This is a genomic window from Butyrivibrio sp. AE3006 (assembly GCF_000424165.1).
Classification (GTDB): Bacteria; Bacillota; Clostridia; order Lachnospirales; family Lachnospiraceae; genus Butyrivibrio.
The window spans coordinates 58,499-80,021 of sequence record NZ_AUJJ01000019.1 but is presented as its reverse complement, the minus strand read 5'-3'; the positions used below and the strand labels follow the sequence as shown (position 1 = coordinate 80,021).

Here is a 21,523-nt window from a genome sequence, read left to right as displayed (position 1 = left end):
CCCGTAATAGGGGACTTTTGGAGGTTTTAGGAATTGGAGAATAAAGTAATTAAAGAAAGACTTTCTGCTCTCAGAGCAAAGATGGAGGAGAACGGCATTGATTATTATCTTATGCCCACATCCGATTATCATAATTCTGAGTATGCGGCAGATTTTTTCAAGGTGAGGGAGTTTTTCTGCGGCTTCACAGGATCAAACGGTACCTTGGTTGTATCCAAGAAGTGGGCCGGAATGTGGACTGATGGAAGATATTTCATCCAGGCTGAGAGAGAGATGAAGGGAACAGGAGTTACTCTTTACCGCATGGGCGAAGAGGGCGTTCCCACAATCAAAGAATATCTTAAAGACAATATGAAGGCAGGAGAGGTCCTTGGTTTTGACGGAAAGGTAGTTCCTGCTGTTGAGGGTCTTTCTTATGAAAAGGCTCTTAAGAAGATTCAGGCGAAGGTAAAATATGACAGAGATCTTGCAATGGAGGTATGGACAGACAGACCCAAGCTCCCCTGCAATCCCATCTATATCCTTCCCGATGAGCTTTGCGGTAAGAGCTTTAAAGAAAAGCTTGAAGAAGTACGTGCCACAATGACAGAGAACAAGGCAAAGGCATATCTTCTTTGCAAACTGGATGACATCTGCTGGCTTACCAACCTTAGAGGTAATGACGTAGAGTGTAATCCTGTAATTTTGAGTTATCTTTTCATCACAGAGAAAAAGACAGTTCTTTTCGTACAGTTTGATGAGCTTAGCGATGAAGTTCGCACTTACTGTGAGAAGAATGAAATTGAGCTTGCACCCTATAGCAAGATCATCGGATGGCTTGATGAATATGAATACGAAGGCATCACACTTTATGATGAGAGAAATGTAAGCTATCAGGTTTACAGAACTATCAGCGATAATTCTGAGAGCAGAAATGCTAAGATTAAGAACATCTTTGATCCTACAGAGATGATGAAGGCATGTAAGAATGATACGGAGCTTAAGAATATCCGCGAGGTTTACATCCGCGACAGTGCTGCTCTTACAAAATTCATCTATTGGGTAAAAAAGGAAGCTCCCAAGGGAGAACTCAACGAATATACAGCTGCCATGCATCTTGATGAGATGAGAGCTCAGCTTCCCGGATTTATCGAGCTGTCATTCCCTACAATCAGTGCTTATAAGGATAATGCTGCAATGATGCATTACGAAGCAACTGAGGATGATAATGCTGCTCTTAAGGGCGAGGGATTCCTTCTTGTTGATTCAGGCGGAACCTACATGGGTGGTACAACAGATGTTACCAGAACCATTGTCCTTGGCAAGATTTCAGCAGAAGAGAAGAAGCACTACACTCTTACAGCTGTAGGTATGCTTCAGCTGGCAAATGCAAAGTTCCTTGAGGGATGTAACGGAAGAAATCTTGATATCCTTGCAAGAGGACCCCTTTGGAATATCGGAATCGATTATAAGTGCGGAACAGGACACGGTATCGGATATATCCTCAACGTACACGAGGGACCTCACAGCATCCGCTGGAAGTCACGTTCTGTAGAGGATGAAGCACCTCTTAAGCCGGGAATGATCATGTCTGATGAGCCCGGAGTTTATATTGAGGGTAAGCATGGTATCCGTATTGAGAACATCTTAGAGGTTGTTAAGGATGTAAAGAACAGCGACGGACAGTTCCTTAGCTTTAAGCACCTTACTTATGTGCCTCTTGACCGCGATGCAATCGATAAGAAATATCTCCAGCCGAGAGAGATTGATGCCATAAATGAGTATCAGAAGATGGTATATGATACCATTGAACCGCTTATTGAAGAGAAGGAAATCAAGGATTGGCTTAAGAATGCTACAAAGCCGCTTTGATGTAACGTTTTTTCATGAGAAAACGCTCGGAATGAAGATTTTATGCGGTTTTTTCATTATTTCTTAAGAATTTTTAAGGATTATTCTATTGATTTGGGGCTCGTGTGATTTATAATATAATTAAAGAACTGCAGAAGCAGTTTATACGAGCCTCGAGCTCGCCTGGGATGCTCGACACTTCCGGTGTAATTTGAACCTACAGTTACTTTAAACGGGACACCTAGATTGCTGGATTGATGTCACGCCTCCGGCCCTGCACATGTGCAGACAAGCTATGGGAGAGGAAGACAGATATCGCTGCTGCGGTAACCCACCTGGCGTTTGCTAGGAGTCAAATAACCGGAACCGGCATTTCGGGTCTTAAAAGAACAGTAAATCTGTTCTTTTTTTTTGCAAAATGGTATAATAAATTATCAGAATTCAGAAAACAATCGAAAGGAGAAAGTTCCATGCTTGCTTCGCTTATTCCGCTGTTTGATGATGAGATGAAAGTCTGCGCATACTCTGTATTTGCACAGAGAGAGAACTACCTTATGAATCCGCAGCTTATGGGTACGGGTTATCTTGATAATGTAGTTGATATCGTCGGACTTGACATCGTAGATAGTATCGGTACCAATGTACTGTCCGGTAACAAGGAGGTCTTTGTTGAGATAAACAATATCTCTTTATTTGCCAACATCGAAGAGCAGTGCAGCGCGCCGAAGCAGAGGATAGTTCTTCTTTTAGACAATACGGTTCTTCCCCAGGAGCCTTATCTTGCAAGGCTTTGGGATCTGAGAGGACAGGGCTACAAGATCGCTGTGAGAAAGCTTGCGGGCAACATGTTCGAGACCTTCAGACCGCTACTCGAGATGTGTGACTATGTACTTCTTGATCATCGTAAGGTCAATATCAGAAGTGCCAAAATCTATTTCCAGAAGGCTTTTCCCAAGATTAAATTATGTGCTGTAAATGTAGACAGCAAGGATGATTATGAGAGACTATCTTCAGACGGATCCTATGATCTCTATGAGGGAAGCTTCTTCCGCGTACCTGTAGAGGATTCGGAGATTTCTGTTGCACCTCTTAAGGTTACATATATCGAGCTTTTAAATGTTGTTAATGATCCCGATTTTGATCTTCAGAAAGCGGCTGATGTAATCGGAAAAGATGCAGCTCTCGTTATTTCAATGCTTGAGATGGTTAATCATATGGCCATCAATTCCGAGATTACTTCCGTAAGGCATGCGGCTGCAATGCTTGGACAGAAGGAACTTAAGAGATGGATCAACACCGCGGTGACCAAAGAGCTTTGCGCTGATAAGCCCAGTGAGATTACAAGAATCTCCATGATTCGTGCAAAATTTGCTGAGAACCTTGCCAGTGTGTTTGATATGGCAGGACTTTCTTCAGAGCTTTTCCTGGCAGGTCTTTTCTCACTTCTTGATATAATGCTTGATCAGACCATGGAGGAATCCCTGAAGCTGGTACATGTATCAAAGAAAATAGAAGATGCACTTCTTGGCAATACCGGAGAACTGTGGCCTGTGCTTAATCTTATTTATCAGTATGAGGATGCTTCCTGGCAGGAGGTTTCAAGACTTATGATTCTTGATAATCTTGAGATGGATAAGATTTACGAGGCCTATACAGATGCACTTAAGTGGTACAGAGATCTTATTGATCCTGTATAACGGATGATTAGTGATTTGGCGGAGCGGCGAAAAAAGCTGCTCCGTTTTTTGTCTTATGGGAAATTCTTCCGAATTTTTTATTTCATTAGGCGGATTCTTTATCACATTAAAGTATCGCATTATTAATAAGTTGTGATATAATACATTCTAGTCAATTTTGGGATAAGGAGTTTTATTATGAAAAACAATAAGCCGGATCTGAAAAACGTTGACCTTAAGGTCAAGACCTATAAGGAAATGAACAAAGAGGAGCTTCAGCGCGAAGTTGCTAACCTGAAGGCAGAGTACAAGAGATATCAGGATATGGATCTTACTCTGAATATGGCAAGAGGTAAGCCCTGCCATGAGCAGCTTGATCTGTCCATGGGACTTATGGATGCACTTAATTCTGAAGCTGATCTGTCCTGCGAAGATGGAACAGATTGCCGTAACTACGGTGTCCTCGATGGTATCCAGGAAGCAAAAGAGCTGATCGGTGCCATGATGGAGAACAGTCCGGACAACATTATCATATATGGTAACTCATCACTTAATGTTATGTATGACACAGTTTCTCGTGCTTATACACATGGTATCATGGGCAATACACCCTGGTGTAAGCTTGATAAGGTTAAATTCCTTTGCCCGGTACCAGGTTATGACAGACATTTTGCCATCACTCAGTATTTTGGTATCGAGATGATTCCTGTACCCATGACTCCTACAGGTCCTGATATGGATATAGTTGAGAAGCTTGTTTCTGAGGATGAATCAATAAAGGGAATATGGTGTGTGCCTAAGTATTCCAATCCGCAAGGGTACTCATATTCAGATGATACAGTAAGACGTTTTGCAAGACTTCGCCCCGCTGCAAGAGATTTCAGAATTTTTTGGGATAATGCATACGGCATTCATCATCTCTATGATGATGATCAGGATTATCTGATCGAGATCCTTGCTGAGTGTAAGAAGGCAGGAAGTCCCGATATGGTTTATAAGTTTTCATCCACTTCCAAGATCACATTCCCCGGAAGCGGAATTGCAGCTATAGCTACATCTCTCAACAACCTTGAAGAGATCAAGGCTCAGCTCACTAACCAGACTATCGGTCATGACAAGGTTAATCAGCTTCGTCACGTGCGTTTCTTTGGTGATATCAATGGCATGAAGGAGCACATGAAGAAGCACGCAGCTATCATCAGACCTAAGTTTGAAGCAGTTCTTGAGATTCTTGACAGAGACCTTGCTCCTTACGGAATCGGTGACTGGACAAGACCCAAGGGAGGTTATTTTATCAGCTTTGATGCTCCCGAGGGCTGTGCAAAGGCTATAGTAGACAGAGCAAAGAAGGCCGGTGTTACCATGACAGGCGCAGGTGCAACATATCCTTACAAGAAGGATCCTCATGATAGCAATATCAGAATTGCACCTACATATCCTTCACTTGGCGATCTTCGTACAGCGATGGAGATTTTCACTGTCTGCGTAAGACTTGTTTATGCAAATAAACTTCTTAGTGAAATGGAATAAGATATGGCATTAGGATTTCCACCTATCAGCAAAAAAGATATGGAAGAAATGGGACTTTCACAGGTTGATTTTGTCTATGTGTGCGGCGATGCATATGTTGATCATTCAAGCTTTGGAAGTGCTATCATTACAAGAACATTGGAGGCTCACGGTTATAGCGTGGGCCTTATTTGTCAGCCTGATTTCAGGGATGAAAACAGCATTACGGTACTTGGTGAACCCCGTCTTGGATTTCTGGTATCAGCCGGAAACATGGACTCAATGGTTAATCATTACACTGTGGCCAAGAAAAGAAGGCAGACAGATGCTTACAGTCCGGGCGGTGAGATGGGTAAGCGCCCTGACTATGCTACAATCGTATACTGTAACCTGATCCGTAAGGTATATAAGAAAAATCCCATAATCGTTGGAGGAATAGAAGCCAGCTTAAGGCGTCTTGGCCACTATGATTACTGGTCCAATAAGGTAAGACGTTCAATTCTTCTTGATTCAGGCGCAGATATCATATCCTATGGAATGGGAGAGATAAGCATAGTTGAGATCGCTGATGCTCTTGCATCCGGCATGGATGTTGCGGATATCACATTTATAAACGGAACAGTTTATAAGACAAGAGATGAGGAAAACATCTACGATGCCATAAAGCTTCCTGAGTTCGAAGAGATTAAGGAAGATAAGAAAAAGTATGCCGAAAGCTTTGGTATACAGTATAAAAACACTGATCCCTTTAACGGAAAACGTCTCTATGAGACCTATGATAAGAGTCTTTTTGTTGTACAGAATCCTCCTTCGAGGCCGCTTACTCAGCAGGAGTTTGACGATGTATACGAGAGGCCTTATATGAGGGCATGGCATCCCGTATATGACAAAATGGGAGGCATTCCTGCTTTTAGTGAGATCAAGTTCTCCATATCATCTAACAGAGGTTGTTTTGGTGAGTGTAATTTCTGTGCGCTGACCTTCCATCAGGGCAGAATTGTTCAGGCCAGAAGCCATGAATCAATATTAAAAGAAGCAAAGATTTTCTTATCAGAGAAGGATTTTAAGGGTTACATCCATGATGTAGGCGGACCTACAGCTCAGTTCAGAAAGCCTGCATGTAAGAAGCAGCTTGTAAACGGCGCCTGTATGAATAAAAAATGCCTGTATCCAAAGCCCTGTCCCAATATAGAAGTGGACCACAATGATTATCTTAAGCTCCTAAAGGAATTAAGAGAACTTAAAGGTGTTAAAAAGGTTTTTGTAAGAAGTGGTATAAGATTCGATTACCTCTTAGCAGATAAGGATGATTCATTCCTTAGGCAGCTTTGTAAGTATCATATAAGCGGACAGCTTCGTGTGGCCCCTGAGCACATTTCAGATAATGTTCTTTCCAAGATGGGAAAGCCTTCAGTCAGCGTATATGATAAGTTTATCGAGAAATTCGATAAGGTAAATAAAGACCTTGGATTGCAGCAGTATGCGGTACCTTACCTGATGTCATCACATCCGGGAAGTACCATTAAGGACGCCATAGCCCTTGCAGAGTATCTTTGTAAGCACAGACTTAATCCTGATCAGGTCCAGGATTTTTATCCTACGCCGGGAACGGTTTCTACCTGCATGTATTACACAGGCATAGATCCACTCACCATGGAGAAGGTTTATGTTGCGAAGGACCCTCATGAAAAGGCTATGCAGAGAGCTCTTATTCAGTACAGGAGACCGGAGAACTACGAGCTTGTTAAGGAAGCTCTGCTTCGTGAGCACAGAGAAGATCTGATAGGCTTTGGTAAGGAATGCCTTATTCCGCCAAGAAAGGTTACAAATGATAAAGCCGCAGGAAGGTTTGGAAAATCAGGTAAGCTCGCCAATGGAAAAACCGGTAGCAGTAAAACGGGTAATGGAAAAAGAGCATCCGGCAACAGAAATAACAGTTCTTCAAATAAGACTAAAGCTTCGGGAAAAAGGAAGAGAAAATAAAAAAAGCCCCATTAATGGAGGAGGAGCTGTAAGGTGGGGAACCTTACAGCCCTGGTATGAAAAAAGTTTTGTTGGGGGAGTCAGAAGTCTTCGCTTCTGATATGTTTATAATACATTTTAAATTTGACAAAAGTATGTACGAACCCTAAAAGAACAATAAGAAGTATTAGTAAAGGCTAAAGAAAATATTATAAAATCATAAACTATATTATATATGCAAAATAACGTTAATATATGATTATAAAAAGGGCTTAATTCAAATTTTTACGTAAATATCTGCAATTTACATCCCCCCAGGGGGCTTGTAAGTGAGTTGTATGCAATATTATACTCTTTTAGAAACGTGCTTATGACGATTTCGTTTTTATACATACACATGGAGGAGAAATAATTATGCATATGGCTGATGCACTGGTAACTCCCGCAGTTGCAGGAACAATGTACGTTCTTTCAACAGGAGCTGCCGCTTATTCAATCAAGAAAGTAAGACTTGAGGACGATCCGAAGAAAATCCCTGTAATGGGTGTAATGGGTGCTTTTGTATTCGCTACTCAGATGCTTAACTTCACAATTCCCGGAACAGGATCTTCAGGACATCTTTGCGGAGGTATGATGCTTTCAGCACTTCTTGGACCTTACGCAGGATTCCTTACTATGATAGGAGTACTTCTTATACAATGTCTGATGTTTGCAGACGGTGGTCTTTTGGCCCTTGGATGTAACGTCTGGAATATGGCCTTTTACGGGTGCTTTATTGGAGCGCTTCTCATTTGGAAGCCTATCATGAAAAAAGGAGTTACAAGAGGTAAGATAGTTCTTGCATCTATACTTGGTTGCGTGCTTACACTTCAGCTTGGAGCATTTTCAGTAACACTTGAGACACTTGCTTCAGGAGTTACAGAGCTTCCTTTCTCTGTATTCCTTGCAACAATGCAGCCTATTCACCTTGCAATCGGTGCTGTAGAGGGACTTATTACAGCTGCTGTGCTTACTTTTGTAAATGAAGCAAGACCTGAGCTCTTATGGGGCGTAGGCGAGAACAAGAGCGAGAGCAAGCTTTCATTCAAGAAGACTATCATCGTTCTTGCTTTAGCTGCTGCACTTTGCGGCGGCGTTGTATCACTTTTTGCATCTGCTTTCCCGGATGGCCTTGAGTGGTCCATGGAGAAGGTAGCAGGCACATCAGAGCTTGAAGCTGATGGAAGCGTATATGAAACTGCTGAGAACATCCAGACTACAACTTCACTTTTACCGGACTACGCATTTAAGGACAGCGAAGCAGCTGTAGGAACAAGCTTCTCCGGAATCGTGGGTTCACTCATGGTTGTTATCATACTTACACTGGTATGCTATGCATTTAAATTCTTTAAAAATGGTAAGAGTGTTCAGGAAAACTAATAACTCATAGCCATTTTTAAGAAATGGTTAGTTTTAATGGATTCAATTGAAAAGAAGTTAAACGAATTTAAAAGCATTGAAGAATTATGGCAGCGTTCTCATTGGATGAATGACCTTCATCCTTTGGGGAAGCTGCTTATTAGCGTTATATACATTTTTACTGTGGTGTCCATAAATAAATATGCTGTGACACCGCTGATTCTTATGTCTGTTTATATCATTTTCGTTTTTGTCATCGGAGAACTCTCATTTAAAACAGGAATTTACAGGATGAGGCTGATACTTCCGCTGGTGATTTTTGTGGGAGTGCTTAATCCTTTTTTTGATAAAGAGGTACTGTTGCAGGTAGGAGATGTTGGGATCTCGGGAGGCGTTATCTCGATGTTTACCCTGATGTTAAAAGGGTTCTATGCTGTGCTTGCAACCTATATTCTTATAGCCACAACGTCAATTGAGAAAATATGCTACGCTCTAAGAGTCCTGCATGTTCCTAAGATAATCGTGATAGTTGTGCTACTGATAGGAAGATATTTTTATATAATGGGCGAAGAAGCTGACAGAATAGCTACGGCCTATAAACTAAGGGCTCCCCATCAAAACGGAGTTCATTACAGCGCATGGGGTACGCTTGTTGGTATGTGGCTCATTCGAAGTATGGACAGAGCTACAATCGTATACGAGAGCATGCTGCTTAGGGGCTTTAAGGGAGATTTTTCTTCTGAAAAAATAAAAGTAAGAGCGATAGATGTAATATATCCCATAGTCTGGATAACTATTTTTATACTTATAAGACACAGTTATTTGTTTTTATGAAGGATGTTTTGGAACGTGATTAAAACGACACGTGTAAGGCGCAGATAATAAAAAGGAAGTAAGGAATGCATACCGGAATACATGGTGAACTTTTAACAATTGAACATTTGAATTTTTCCTATGAAAAAAATCAGCAGGTTTTGTTTGATTTAAATTTACATGCCCATGATGGTGAGAGTATAGGACTTCTTGGGGCAAACGGCATAGGTAAGTCCACTTTATTAAAACTGCTTGTGGGGCTTTATCTTGACTATGACGGACGCCTTGAAATAGTAGGGCACGCAGTTAATAAGAAAAATCTAAACCATGTGAGAGAGCATATAGGCTATGTCTTTCAGGACTCTGACAGTCAGCTTTTTATGTCAACCGTAGAGCAGGACGTGTCTTTTGGCCCCAGGAATTACGGGCTTTCTGAGGATGAGGTAAAAAGAAGAACAGATGAAGCTCTTGCAAAGGTGCACATAGAGTATCTTAGAAACAAGCAGACCTACAAGCTATCCGGCGGTGAGAAAAAGCTAGCTGCCATCGCGACAATTTTATCCATGGAACCAGATATAATACTTATGGATGAGCCCTCAATTGCCCTTGATCCAAGGAACAGAAGGAATCTCATCAACATATTAAATGAGCTAAAATGCCTTAAAATAGTTGCATCCCACGATCTTGATTTTATAATGGATACATGTGAAAGGGTTGTTCTTTTGCATGATGGTACTATAATAGCTGATGATAAAGCAGAGGTTATCCTGAGAGATAAGGAACTTTTAGAGAGTCACGGACTTGAGCTTCCCCTTAGATTTCAGAATTATTGATTAGATATAAAGGAAACAGAAATGAAGAAAAAACAGACACACACCCATGAGCATACACATGAAGGTCACGAGCACGAACACAGCCATGGTGAACATGATCACGTTCATGAGCATAGTCATGAGGGACATGCACATGAGGAACACGAGCATGTTCATGATCACGGACATTTCCATTCTCCCGAGGAGAAGAAAAAGCAGATAAACAGACTGAGCAGGGCAATCGGTCATCTTAACCATGTAAAGCTTATGATAGAGAATGATGATGACTGCGCGGATGTTCTTATGCAGCTGTCCGCAGTGAATTCGGCTCTTAAGAATCTTGGTAAGGAAATAATTAATGAGCATATGACTCACTGCATCATACATGCCATCGAGGATGGTGATACAAGAGCTGTTGAGGAATTCCAGAAGGCAGTTCAGAAGTTTATCTAAAAAATGAGGTTTTATGGATAATAAGAAAAAGACAGCACTTATAGCCATGAGCGGAGGAGTTGACAGCAGCGTTGCCGCAGAGCTTATGGCGAAGAGAGGCTTTTCATGCATCGGTTGTACCATGCGATTATATGAAAATGACATGATAGGTGAGGACCTCTTTGGGACCTGCTGCAGCCTTAAGGATACCCAGGATGCAAGGGCTGTTACAGAGAAAATCGGAATTCCCTATTATATATATCATTATGAAAATGAGTTCAGGGAGATGGTAATCGAGCCCTTTGTCTGCAGCTATGAAAAGTGCGAGACTCCCAATCCCTGCATCAGATGTAATAAATATCTTAAATTCGACATCCTTTATAAAAAGGCAATGGAGCTTGGCTGCGAGTATATCGTGACAGGACACTATGCCAGAATAGAAGAGAAGGATGGCCATTTTTATCTTAAAAAGGCAGTGGATTTATCCAAGGATCAGAGCTATGTTCTCTACGATCTTACTGAGGAACAGCTCTCCCATACAGTTTTCCCGCTTGGAGATTTTCATAAGACAGAGGCCAGACAGATTGCAGAGGAAAATGAGTTCGTAACATCCCATAAGAGCGATTCTCAGGATATATGCTTTGTTCCTGACGGAGACTATGCTTCAATGATAAAGCGTTACAGGAATAAGGATTATCCAGGTGGCGACATAGTCGATAAGGATGGCAATGTTATCGGTCATCACAACGGATTAATAAACTACACCATAGGTCAAAGACGCGGCCTTGGAGTGGCAGCAGAGAAAAGACTCTATGTGACTAAGCTTGATATAGAGAAAAATCAGGTTGTTCTATCTGATAATGAGGATCTGTTCAAGACGGATCTTACGGTTCGGGATTTTCACTGGATCACAGGAGAGATGCCAAAGGGCGATGTCAGATGCAGCGTGAAGATCAGATATAAACATAAGGAACAACCTGCCACAGTTACCCTTCCGGAAAAAGAGGGTGGTATGGCGCACATTTCTTTCGATGAGCCGCAAAGAGCCATAACTGCCGGACAGTCAGCCGTATTATATGACGGGGATATTGTTCTGGGCGGCGGAATCATTGATCACGCTGATTAAATTCTAAAAAAGTAATTTGAAAAAAGGCCTGAATATGAATCGCCTACAAAAGTTAGCCTATATCAAACTTTTGTAGGCGGTGCATATCAGGTCTTTATTATTTCAGTAAATGCGTGGAGGAGCCTTCCTGTAAATCCCCAGATTACCGGAGACGTATCCTTATAGATCCACATATCATATTTCTGGGCATGCCAGTTGTAGGTACTTTTGCCGCCTGTTACTAACTTTATTGGGAAGTCATCAGGCGGTATTACTTTGCGCTCCATTGGGTAGCAGGATGGTTCATTCTCTATAAAATATGAGATTGGATAAGTGATAATCCTTTCAACCTCATCAGAAGAAAAACTTCCATTAAACTTCTTAACTGCGCATACAAAAGGATAGACATAGGCACCTGTTGGTCCCGGAAGAGGTGGCAACTGGCAGAGGATATCAAGATATTCGCCGAAGTCATCAGAACTATCTGATGACGAATCCTTAGAACCGTTGCTTTCACTGGCATTTCCAGAAGCAGCTGTATCCAGCACCTCCGGATACAATTCCTCCATAAACTCCCTTATGGCAGCATCCCTTGGACTTTCACCATTCTCAATCTTACCTCCCGGAAAACATACCTCACCTGGTTGAAAACTAAGCTTGTGTGATCTCTCTTCAAATATCACATGCAGCTCACCATCAATTTCCACAAGCGGAATCATAACAGCGTATTTTCCGTCATAGGATTCTTTAAAATTCTTTAGTTTATTAAGAATTTCATTTTTCATTCGGATGCTCCTGATAAGTCATTTTTGTTTGTTTATCACTTTACCTTGTCACACTAAAATGATAGCATATTAACATAATTTAATAAAAGAATAGCTGTGTGGGAATTGAATTTAAGCCCCACACAAGTGTGTTGAACATGCATATTCCATGAAGCAGCTTTTGAACACGTCGGTACTTAGCCTGTGTTCTTTACAGGCTTAGTACCGCTACGTGTGAAACAGAGCGGGAGCGTCGGCTGAATGGAATATACATGTTAATAAGCACTGTTTGGAGATGAAATGCCCAAAAACACAGCCGTAGGGGAAGAAATGGACAGAAAAAGTATTATCATAAGGACTAGTATTATTGGAATTGTTACCAATTGCTTATTGGCGGGATTTAAGGCAGCGGTCGGAATTTTGTCGGGATCGATTGCTATTGTACTAGATGCAGTAAATAACTTAAGTGATGCACTGTCATCCATAATTACAATTGTTGGAACAAAACTTGCGGGCAAAGCTCCTGACAGGAAACATCCCCTGGGATATGGACGAATTGAGTATATTAGTGCAGCCATAATATCCGTAATCGTACTTTATGCCGGCATTACTTCTTTTGTTGAATCTGTTAAAAAGATCATACATCCCGAGCTTCCAAGCTATGGCGTGCCTTCACTTATCATCGTGGCAGTTGCCATAGTGGTCAAGATAGTTCTTGGAACCTATGTTAAAAAGACAGGAGAAAAGGTTAATTCCGACTCCCTTATAGCATCAGGCGAAGATGCAAAGCTTGATTCCGTTATCTCGGCATCAACACTTATTGCTGCCATCATTTTTATTTTCAGCGGAATATCCCTTGAAGCATGGCTTGGTGCGATTATCTCAATCGTAATCATAAAGGCCGGTTCAGAGATGCTAAGAGATACTCTTTCTCAGATTCTTGGAGAGAGAATGAGCCCTGAATTTACCCAGAACATTAAGAAAACAATCGCGGCCTTTAAAGAAGTAAACGGTGCATATGATCTTATTCTTCATAACTACGGTCCTGATAAGATTGTTGGCTCTGTACACATCGAGGTCCCGGAAGATATTACAATCAAGAGACTTGATTCACTTCAGCGAGAGATTGTAATGAAGGTTTATGAAGAGCATGGCGTTGCCATAGAGGCTGTCGGAATCTATTCTCAGAACAGTGATAATTCCGTTGCCGGCAAACTCCACAATGATGTTGTCAGAGTTGTGAAAAGGCATAAACATATAAAACAGATCCACGGCTTTTATCTTGATGAAGTCCGTGAGAGAGTATCCTTTGATATGGTTGTAACCTTCGATGAGAAGGATGTGGAGAAGCTTCGCAGAGACGTTTATGATGAGCTTAGAAAAGAATTCCCTGAATATGACTATATAATCAATATTGACAGGGATATTAGTGATTAAAATACTTGCAAAGCGCAGGGAATATGGTTTACAGTTTTATCTGTTGAAAAATTAAAACAAAGGAATGGTATGAAAAATGAATAATGAGAGGGGAAGCTTTGGCTCAAGGCTTGGTTTTATTCTGGTAAGTGCAGGATGCGCTATCGGTATTGGTAATGTTTGGAAATTCCCGTATATCACAGGTGCAAACGGCGGCGCAATATTTGTTCTGTTTTATCTGTTATTTCTTGTGATCATGGGTGTGCCTGTTCTCACTATGGAGCTGGCTGTTGGAAGAGCAAGTGGTAAGACCATAGTAAGAGGATATGAGGCATTGGAAAAGCCCGGATCCAAGTGGCATATTCACGGCTGGTTCTGTGCACTTGGCTGCTATCTTCTGATGATGTATTACACCAATGTGTCAGGATGGATGCTGAATTATTTCTACAAATTCGCAACAGGAAAATTTAATGGTGTTGCAACTGAGGCAGTTGGCGATGTTTTTGGAAATATGCTTGCAAATCCCAATGAGATGGGCATTTTCATGACACTTACAGTCCTTTTCGGATTTGGAGTGCTGCTTCTTGGAGTTGAGAATGGTCTTGAGAAGGTTACGAAGGTGATGATGATAGGACTTCTTGTTCTTATCATGGTTTTGGCTATTCACTCTGTATCACTTAAAGGCGCAGGAGAGGGAATTAAGTTTTATCTGCTTCCCAGCCTTGAGAGGGCAAAAGAGGTAGGCTTTGGTAAGGTTATTACTGCAGCCATGAATCAGGCCTTCTTTACACTGAGTCTTGGTATCGGTGCAATTGAGATATTTGGTAGCTACATGTCCAAGGATCATGCACTTACAGGTGAATCCATCAGAATTTGCGCTCTTGATACCTTTGTTGCCATTATTTCAGGACTTATTATTTTCCCTGCATGCTTTAGCTATGATGTTCAGCCTGATCAGGGACCGGCACTTATTTTCATAACTCTGCCTAAGGTATTTATAAACATGCCTATGGGAAGAGTATGGGGAACAATGTTCTTCATGTTTATGACATTTGCCAGCTTTTCAACAGTTACTGCAGTATTTGAGAATCTGGTAGCCATAATCACTGATACCTTTGGAATCAGCAGGAAAAAGTCAATTTTAATCAACTGTATTGTAGTATTTGTAACCAGTATACCCTGTGTACTTGGATATAACCTTTGGAGCAATCTCCATATTATCGGCGGAAGAGACGTACTTGATTCAGAGGACTTCATTGTAAGTAATATCCTTCTTCCTGTTGGTGCGCTTATTTTCCTTTTGTTCTGCGTAAGTAAGCACGGTTGGGGCTTTGATAATTATCTTGAAGAGACCAATACCGGTGAGGGAATGAAGATGTCCAAAGCCTTCAAGACCTACTACAAATATGTACTTCCAATTTTGATCCTTGTTATCATTATTCAGGGATTGGTTCAGTAATCTGATTGAGATAATAAAGCTCTGAATATCCAATAATTGAACAGCGACTAAAATAATGCAGTGAAACCATACATGAATTAATGGTTTCACTGTTTTTGTTTACTGAGGTTTTTCTTGTTTTTTTATAATTTATTACCAATTATTTAATTTAAGTGTTGGCAAGGTTCATATAGAATAAAGGTAGTTATTTAAATGCGGGGTACCATGTATGGTTAATTGGAATTTCGATTATGTAATTCCAAGCCTGTTGATGCTAGTTGTAATCATGGGCTTCTATTTTGCGCTTCCCAGATTGCCGATAAGAATGAACAAACTGTTCCTGGCGATTCTGGTTAATGAAGCTATAGTAATCCTTTCCGATATCATATCAAGTTGGGCGGACAATAATTACCAGACAATAGCAGCGCCTATATTGGTACTATTAAACGCGGTCTTCTTTATTTCATTCGCTGCAAGAATGTATTTGTATTATTGTTTTACTGCAGCGCTTCTTAGGGTCGACACCTATGCTAAAAGAATTCACACAGTAATCATAGCCCTTCCTATTCTTTTTCTTCAGCTTTTAGTTCTTATAGGCTTTGTTCATGGCACAATCTTTTATATTGATGATACAGGATATCACAGAGGACCTTTCCATGGTCTTATCTATGTGGTTTCGTTTTTCTATGTCATCTATTCGTTTTTTATCATGTTCAAATTAAGGGACAGGATCAGAAGAAAAAGAGAGAGATATGGAATTTTCTTCTTTAATATCATCATATTTGTCGGGCTTATCTTTAGATATGCTTTGCCTAAAATGCTACTGTTTGATACCTTTTGCATGATGTCGGACATGGTAATTTATCTGGTATTTGCCAACCCCGAAGGATTTCTTGAAAGACGAAGCTACACCTTTAATTCCAAGGCCCTTAGGAGCTATGTCGAAGAAAATCTTGGAAAGGGCGGCTTTAAAATGCTGGCCTTCATTCTGAATGACTATCATGATATGCGTGAAATTTACGGCGGTGTTCAGATGGATCAGGGTATTTCCCTCATTTCTGCGCACCTCATTAAATGCTATCCTAAGTGTCTCAATTTTTATTACAACAACGGAAGGTTTATTATTCTTGGAGATAACAGGACAGAATTCGAGGTTATTCATGAGGAGCTGAGAAACAGATTTAAACTCCCATGGCGTGCTTTTAATGCCGAGCTGTATTTGGATGCCTGCTATGCACTTCTTGATTGCAACAAGAATTATAAAAGTGTAGATGAAGTTTTCAATACACTGAATCTTCTTTTAGAAAAAACAGAAAGTATAGGTGATGATTACAATATACTTACAGATGAAGAAATTCATCAGGATTATGAAGACAGACTTGAAGTAAAAAAAGCACTGGAGTATGCCGTTGATAATGACAAAGTGGAAGTTTTCCTGCAGCCCTTTATGGATTCAAAGACCAGAAAAGTTATAGGAGCAGAAGCACTTTCAAGAATAAGGGACAGTGCCGGAAAAATAATACCACCCGGCGAATTTATACCGATTGCTGAGATGAACGGCCGAATAAATCAGCTTGGAGAGCAGGTATTTGAAAAGGTATGCAGGTTCATATCTGAAAATGACATAGAGACTATGGGCCTTGAATTTATCAATGTAAACCTGTCACCTATCCAGTTTATGCGCGCAGACCTTGTAGACCGCTTCACATCAATTATCAATAAATATGATGTAAATCCGGAGTTAATTCATTTGGAGATTACAGAGGTATTTATGATCGATGAATTGCTGATGGAGAGGCAGATCAACATATTGCAGAGCTCCGGCTTCAAATTCGTCCTTGATGATTATGGTAAAGGCTACTCGAACCTTTCACGAATGAAGAGGAGTCCGTTTGTAAATATCAAGCTGGATATGGAGGTTGTTTGGGATTATTGCAATGAACCCGATGTTTTCATCCCTATGATGGTAAAGGCCTTTAAGGAGATGGATCTTGGAATTACCGCGGAGGGTATCGAGACAGAGCAAATGGCTGATGCTATGACAGATATCGGAGTTGATTATCTTCAGGGAATGTTGTTTTCACCTCCGATTCCTGAAGATGAATTTGTAAAAAAATACTCATCGAAATAAGTTATTTGCATAGTGTGAACACGAAGAGTTAATTTATCAAATTCTTTTAATCGGCAGCTTTAAGGAGCTGTCGATTTTTGTAGTGGAAAGGTGTATTATAGAACGGTCGGGCAAGCGACAAATTTTCGAGTTTTTAAGGTAGAGATATGACTAAGTTAATATTATTTATTTTTAATTCTGTTTTATTGGGCGTAGGTCTTGCTATGGATGCTTTTTCCGTATCTATAGCCAATGCCATGGCAGAGCCGGGTATGAAGCAGAAAAAGAAAATTCTGATAGCAGGTACCTTTGCGGGCTTTCAGTTTTTGATGCCGATGATCGGATGGTTCTGCGTACATACAGCAGCAGAGTATTTTAATGCTTTTCAGAAGTTTATTCCCTGGATTGCACTTATACTTCTGTGCTATATAGGCGGCAAGATGCTGATAGAAGGCATTCAGGAGCAGAAGGGTGATGAACCTTCAGAAGTTGTCGCTGTAAGAAAAAGAGAGCTTTTGGTGCAGGGCGTTGCAACTTCCATCGATGCGCTCTCTGTAGGCTTTACAATAGCGGATTATTCAGCTCTTATGGCTTTTGCTGCATCCGTTATCATTGCAGTTGTGACATTTGTCATCTGTATTATCGGACTTAAGATTGGTAGGAAATTTGGTCTTAAACTTGCAGGAAGAGCAACGATATTCGGTGGAATTATTCTCATCGGAATAGGTATAGAGATATTTGCTAAAGGATTTTTCGGATTATAATATTTTATGATATAGGTGTCAAAAGTCAAAAATGCGTACATGCTTGCATGTTAAGCATTTTGACTTTATGACCCGAACAAATATGAGGAATTAGCAATTTACGCAGTAAATTAGCGCTTTCCGAATATTTGTAGAATTGCGAGAGTTTCGAAGAAACGGAGCAATTCGTATATCATATGGTGTCAAAATTTACTTTTGACACCTACATCATTTTATAAAGAATCAGAAGTGGGGAATAAAAAATGGCCAAGATTACCAGTTTGGAACAGCTTACAACAAACAAATTCCTGAACCTTTTTCATGCAAAGGGTGTAAATGATAAGGGATATGAGAGTAACTACTTTATAGCATCCAGGAATAAAGATAAGTCAGGTCTTATGATCACTACCCATGAGAATGAGGCAGACGGAGTCGGAATATATGCTCTTTATGGTGAGAAGCACGATAAGGTTGTAATGGTGAAGCAGTATAGATATCCCATAGACGGTTACATTTATGAATTTCCCGCAGGACTTTGCGAGAAGGGAGAGGATTACAGGGAAGCTGCTGTAAGAGAACTTCACGAGGAGACAGGCCTTGTTTTTCATCCTATAGATGCCAAAAAGATGTACGAAGCTCCGCGTTTTTCATCTGTTGGAATGACGGACGAATCTGTGGCCATGGTATATGGATATGCAGATGGTGAAATCACGGATAAGTATCAGGAGGCAGCAGAGGAGATTCAGGTAGTGATTGCAGATAAGGATGAAGTCAGAAGGATTCTTAAGGAAGAGCATGTAGCAATGCCCGCCGCTATGCAATTATATCATTTCCTTGCAGATGAAGATCCTTTTGCATTCCTTAATATTTGAGAGGACTACGCCATGTCAATCAGAGAGAATCTTGAAACAGTAGAAAAAAACATACAGGCAGCCTGTGACAGAGCAGGCAGAGACAGGAGTGAGGTTACTCTTATTGCCGTAAGCAAGACCAAGCCCGTATCTGACATCAGAGAAGCCATGGACTGCGGAATTACTGTTTTTGGTGAAAACAAAGTCCAGGAGATCAGGGATAAGACAGAAGAGATCAAAGAGCCTCTTAACTGGCATATGATAGGTCATCTTCAGACCAATAAGGTTAAGTATCTTCCGGGAAAAGTGTGCATGATCCATTCCGTAGACAAGCTGAGTCTTGCAGAAGAGATTGAGAAGCAGGCAGCAAAGCATGATCTTGTTATGGATGTGCTTTGCGAGGTAAACATGGCAGGAGAGGACTCCAAGTTTGGTCTTTCTCCGGAGGAAGCACCTGATTTTGTAAAAAGTATTGCAGCTTTCCCGCACATAAGAGTAAGAGGCCTTATGACCATCGCACCCTATACAGATGATCCTGAGACCAACAGACCCTACTTCAAGGCCCTTAAGAAAATGCTGGACGACATCAATTCTGAAAACATCGAAGGCCTCCACCTGGACACTCTTTCCATGGGCATGACAGGCGACTACGAAGTGGCTATCGAAGAGGGTGCCACCTTTGTCCGCGTTGGCACAGGCATCTTCGGCGAACGTAACTATAATATTTAAAAATATGAATACTGATATATATCCAACCCCGCCCATCTGTGGTGATTATATCCTCGACCAAATATTATCAAAGACTATAATTTATATCGAGGATAACGAATCCACAGATGGGCGGGGTTGGATAATAAAGCAGTACACGATTTTATGTAAAATTCATATTTATTTTATTGATGATATCTTGTTCGACCTTTAGAATAAATTTATAAGTTATTAAACTAAGGGGAATCAGATGCTTAGGACGATGCCATTAACGAAAAACCTCACATTGGAGCAGATCAATCATCTGATAGATACCGGTCATGCCTTTATTTCTCCCTTTGGCCTTAACAGGACTGCTTATATTGTCATCAATCACAAGCCCTTTATGGTTGTTGTGACTGATGTTTCTATCAATGCAATACAGCTGTCCGGGTCCTGGTACAATTGGGATGAACTTGAGAAAATGGGCGGCGTTTTTGAGTCTGAATTTGAAGCGCTAAAGGCAGTTGCAGGCGGGGCATAAATTAAATTAAATGAAATAGTTTAAGGGAAGTACAGGCATTATAACCTGTACTTTTTTAACAAAAGAAATAAACACAAAATGGTAAAGTATTATGGAAAAAATCTCTATTTCTGATCATTTCACAGTAAAAAAAATCCTTCTGTTTGCACTTCCCTGTATTGGGATGCAGCTTGTGGATAATACTTATCAGGTTGTTGATGGATATTTCATCTCCAATTTTCTTGGAGAAGATGTATTTGCTGCGGAAAACATGATATTTCCTCCTCTGGCGCTACTTATGTCTATCGGGCTTGTAGTGGGAGCAGGCGGAAGTGCCATAATAGCATCCTATCTTGGTGAAGGAATGGAAGACAAAGCAAGGCAGACACTGTCCATGCTAAGTACTATCCTGCTTATAGTCGGCAGTATCATTTCTGCTGTTTCTTTTGTTTTCATGCACGGCATAGCCGTGATTGCAGGTGCCACAGAAGACCTGGTGGATTATTGCGCTGTATATGGTCGCATACTTGCAGTCTTTATGCCTGTCCAGATGATGAATTATGCATTCCAGGAGTATCTTGTGGCGGCGGATAATGGGAAACTGGGTTTCTTTGTATCTGTAGTTAATGCCGTGACGAATATTATTCTGGATTTTCTGTTTGTGGGATTTTTTGGATGGGGGCTTTGGGGTGCAGCTCTGGCTACGGGCATTGCCTGGTGTGTCAGCTGCATGGTAGCCATTAAGTATTTTGCGGACAGGAATCATAAACTACATTTTGCTGGATTTCATGTTAATTATAAAGATGTCTTTCAAGCCCTTGGAAATGGTTCGTCAGAGATGGTGGATGCTGTTTCCTATGTAATTGTGGCAATTATTTTTAACAGACGTCTGGTAACACTTCTCGCCGCAAGGGGCGTAGCTGCTTATGCTGTCACTGAATATGTGACCGGCGTTTTTGCAGCTATTTTTATGGGACTTGGTATTGCGATGATACCGGTTATAGGATACCGTTACGGCGAGAAAAATTTCGAGGAGCTAAAAGGACTTAGAAGAGAAGGTCTTAGGCTTTCCCTTATATTTGGCATCTCCATGATGCTGATAGCACTCCTGCTTAGTGGTATCATTGCAGATATTTTCGTGGGCTATGATCCGCAGCTAAAGGATATGGCAGTTTATGCCTTGAGAATATGTGCTTTAGCATATGCTCTTAGCGGGATCAATATGTTTTCCTCATCTTTTTTTACAGGTATATCTGATGGGCTAGCCTCAGCACTTATTGCAGCTTCCAGGAGCTTTGTGATGCCCATTATATTTATTTTTGTTCTGCCCCTTATGTTTGGGCATGACGGAATATGGTATACGACTCTTGTAGCTGAAGTGATCACCACAATAGTTGTCTTTACACTTTTCAGGTTAAGATTTAGCAAAGGAATAAAATGGGGGAGAGAGTAAT

Annotated in this window: 18 protein-coding genes and 1 other RNA gene; 18 read left to right on the top strand and 1 reads right to left on the bottom strand. The window is 40.9% G+C overall.

The genetic code is table 11. The annotated features are described in order from the left end of the window. Positions 1-33: 33 nt before the first annotated feature. The 10 genes from G603_RS0110765 (at position 34) to mnmA (ending at position 11,558) form a co-directional block, all read left to right on the top strand. A complete protein-coding gene (locus G603_RS0110765) occupies positions 34-1,851 on the top strand; it encodes an aminopeptidase P family protein (protein WP_026670234.1) in 1,818 nt (605 codons plus the stop codon). A gap of 156 nt (positions 1,852-2,007) precedes the next feature. Then, positions 2,008-2,215: non-coding RNA, 6S RNA (gene ssrS, locus G603_RS22020), on the top strand. Between the two features lie 85 nt (positions 2,216-2,300). After that, positions 2,301-3,527 (top strand): EAL and HDOD domain-containing protein, encoded by a 1,227-nt coding sequence (locus G603_RS0110760; protein ID WP_026670233.1) that lies wholly within the window; start codon positions 2,301-2,303, stop codon positions 3,525-3,527. Positions 3,528-3,704: 177 nt separating this feature from the next. After that, the gene (locus tag G603_RS0110755) at positions 3,705-5,036 is read left to right on the top strand and encodes an aminotransferase (RefSeq protein ID WP_051198099.1); all 1,332 of its coding nucleotides are present in this window, start codon (positions 3,705-3,707) and stop codon (positions 5,034-5,036) included. A 3-nt stretch (positions 5,037-5,039) separates the two neighbouring features. After that, on the top strand, positions 5,040-6,998 hold the full coding sequence (locus G603_RS0110750) for a YgiQ family radical SAM protein (protein ID WP_026670232.1): 1,959 nt from the start codon (positions 5,040-5,042) through the stop codon (positions 6,996-6,998). Between the two features lie 393 nt (positions 6,999-7,391). After that, positions 7,392-8,396 carry an energy-coupling factor ABC transporter permease gene (locus G603_RS0110740; protein WP_026670231.1) on the top strand — a complete coding sequence of 335 codons (1,005 nt, stop codon included), beginning with the start codon at positions 7,392-7,394 and terminating at the stop codon, positions 8,394-8,396. Positions 8,397-8,432: 36 nt separating this feature from the next. Next, entirely contained in the window at positions 8,433-9,209 is a 777-nt protein-coding gene (gene cbiQ, locus G603_RS0110735; protein WP_026670230.1) for a cobalt ECF transporter T component CbiQ, read from the top strand. A gap of 65 nt (positions 9,210-9,274) precedes the next feature. Continuing rightward, the gene (locus tag G603_RS0110730) at positions 9,275-10,021 is read left to right on the top strand and encodes an energy-coupling factor ABC transporter ATP-binding protein (RefSeq protein ID WP_035792860.1); all 747 of its coding nucleotides are present in this window, start codon (positions 9,275-9,277) and stop codon (positions 10,019-10,021) included. Between the two features lie 21 nt (positions 10,022-10,042). Next, positions 10,043-10,453, top strand: coding sequence for a metal-sensing transcriptional repressor (locus G603_RS22015; RefSeq protein WP_026525801.1), 411 nt, complete (start codon positions 10,043-10,045; stop codon positions 10,451-10,453). Between the two features lie 13 nt (positions 10,454-10,466). Next, positions 10,467-11,558, top strand: a complete 1,092-nt coding sequence (gene mnmA / locus G603_RS0110720; protein ID WP_026670228.1) for a tRNA 2-thiouridine(34) synthase MnmA — start codon at positions 10,467-10,469, stop codon at positions 11,556-11,558. Positions 11,559-11,644: 86 nt separating this feature from the next. Here the strand turns inward: mnmA and G603_RS21525 are convergent, their stop codons facing one another. Further along, entirely contained in the window at positions 11,645-12,322 is a 678-nt protein-coding gene (locus G603_RS21525) for an NUDIX hydrolase (RefSeq protein WP_026670227.1), read from the bottom strand. Positions 12,323-12,601: 279 nt separating this feature from the next. On the opposite strand from G603_RS21525, the gene G603_RS0110710 reads away from it, so the two are divergent. The 8 genes from G603_RS0110710 to G603_RS0110675 all read left to right on the top strand — a co-directional run bounded on the left by G603_RS0110710 (position 12,602) and on the right by G603_RS0110675 (position 21,522). After that, on the top strand, positions 12,602-13,738 hold the full coding sequence (locus tag G603_RS0110710; protein ID WP_242834874.1) for a cation diffusion facilitator family transporter: 1,137 nt from the start codon (positions 12,602-12,604) through the stop codon (positions 13,736-13,738). Between the two features lie 76 nt (positions 13,739-13,814). Next, positions 13,815-15,176: a sodium-dependent transporter gene (locus G603_RS0110705; protein WP_026670225.1), complete on the top strand. Its 1,362-nt coding sequence runs from the start codon at positions 13,815-13,817 to the stop codon at positions 15,174-15,176. Positions 15,177-15,384: 208 nt separating this feature from the next. Then, entirely contained in the window at positions 15,385-17,286 is a 1,902-nt protein-coding gene (locus tag G603_RS21520) for an EAL domain-containing protein (protein ID WP_051207733.1), read from the top strand. A 146-nt stretch (positions 17,287-17,432) separates the two neighbouring features. Beyond that, positions 17,433-18,029 (top strand): manganese efflux pump MntP, encoded by a 597-nt coding sequence (locus G603_RS0110695; protein ID WP_026670224.1) that lies wholly within the window; start codon positions 17,433-17,435, stop codon positions 18,027-18,029. Between the two features lie 242 nt (positions 18,030-18,271). Continuing rightward, on the top strand, positions 18,272-18,880 hold the full coding sequence (locus G603_RS0110690; protein ID WP_026670223.1) for an NUDIX hydrolase: 609 nt from the start codon (positions 18,272-18,274) through the stop codon (positions 18,878-18,880). Positions 18,881-18,892: 12 nt separating this feature from the next. Beyond that, entirely contained in the window at positions 18,893-19,588 is a 696-nt protein-coding gene (locus tag G603_RS0110685; protein WP_026670222.1) for a YggS family pyridoxal phosphate-dependent enzyme, read from the top strand. A 229-nt stretch (positions 19,589-19,817) separates the two neighbouring features. After that, a complete protein-coding gene (locus tag G603_RS0110680; RefSeq protein WP_026670221.1) occupies positions 19,818-20,090 on the top strand; it encodes a hypothetical protein in 273 nt (90 codons plus the stop codon). A gap of 91 nt (positions 20,091-20,181) precedes the next feature. Next, positions 20,182-21,522, top strand: a complete 1,341-nt coding sequence (locus G603_RS0110675) for an MATE family efflux transporter (protein WP_026670220.1) — start codon at positions 20,182-20,184, stop codon at positions 21,520-21,522. Position 21,523 lies beyond the last annotated feature (1 nt).

Excerpts from the sequence above, each read along its gene's own strand:
- G603_RS0110760 (WP_026670233.1), top strand. The coding sequence starts at position 2,301 with ATGCTTGCTTCGCTTATTCCGCTGTTTGATGATGAGATGAAAGTCTGC.
- G603_RS0110755 (WP_051198099.1), top strand. The coding sequence starts at position 3,705 with ATGAAAAACAATAAGCCGGATCTGAAAAACGTTGACCTTAAGGTCAAG.
- G603_RS0110750 (WP_026670232.1), top strand. The coding sequence starts at position 5,040 with ATGGCATTAGGATTTCCACCTATCAGCAAAAAAGATATGGAAGAAATG.
- G603_RS0110740 (WP_026670231.1), top strand. The coding sequence starts at position 7,392 with ATGCATATGGCTGATGCACTGGTAACTCCCGCAGTTGCAGGAACAATG.
- cbiQ (WP_026670230.1), top strand. The coding sequence starts at position 8,433 with ATGGATTCAATTGAAAAGAAGTTAAACGAATTTAAAAGCATTGAAGAA.
- G603_RS0110730 (WP_035792860.1), top strand. The coding sequence starts at position 9,275 with ATGCATACCGGAATACATGGTGAACTTTTAACAATTGAACATTTGAAT.
- G603_RS22015 (WP_026525801.1), top strand. The coding sequence starts at position 10,043 with ATGAAGAAAAAACAGACACACACCCATGAGCATACACATGAAGGTCAC.
- mnmA (WP_026670228.1), top strand. The coding sequence starts at position 10,467 with ATGGATAATAAGAAAAAGACAGCACTTATAGCCATGAGCGGAGGAGTT.
- G603_RS21525 (WP_026670227.1), bottom strand. The coding sequence starts at position 12,322 with ATGAAAAATGAAATTCTTAATAAACTAAAGAATTTTAAAGAATCCTAT.
- G603_RS0110710 (WP_242834874.1), top strand. The coding sequence starts at position 12,602 with ATGCCCAAAAACACAGCCGTAGGGGAAGAAATGGACAGAAAAAGTATT.
- G603_RS0110705 (WP_026670225.1), top strand. The coding sequence starts at position 13,815 with ATGAATAATGAGAGGGGAAGCTTTGGCTCAAGGCTTGGTTTTATTCTG.
- G603_RS21520 (WP_051207733.1), top strand. The coding sequence starts at position 15,385 with ATGGTTAATTGGAATTTCGATTATGTAATTCCAAGCCTGTTGATGCTA.
- G603_RS0110695 (WP_026670224.1), top strand. The coding sequence starts at position 17,433 with ATGACTAAGTTAATATTATTTATTTTTAATTCTGTTTTATTGGGCGTA.
- G603_RS0110690 (WP_026670223.1), top strand. The coding sequence starts at position 18,272 with ATGGCCAAGATTACCAGTTTGGAACAGCTTACAACAAACAAATTCCTG.
- G603_RS0110685 (WP_026670222.1), top strand. The coding sequence starts at position 18,893 with ATGTCAATCAGAGAGAATCTTGAAACAGTAGAAAAAAACATACAGGCA.
- G603_RS0110680 (WP_026670221.1), top strand. The coding sequence starts at position 19,818 with ATGCTTAGGACGATGCCATTAACGAAAAACCTCACATTGGAGCAGATC.
- G603_RS0110675 (WP_026670220.1), top strand. The coding sequence starts at position 20,182 with ATGGAAAAAATCTCTATTTCTGATCATTTCACAGTAAAAAAAATCCTT.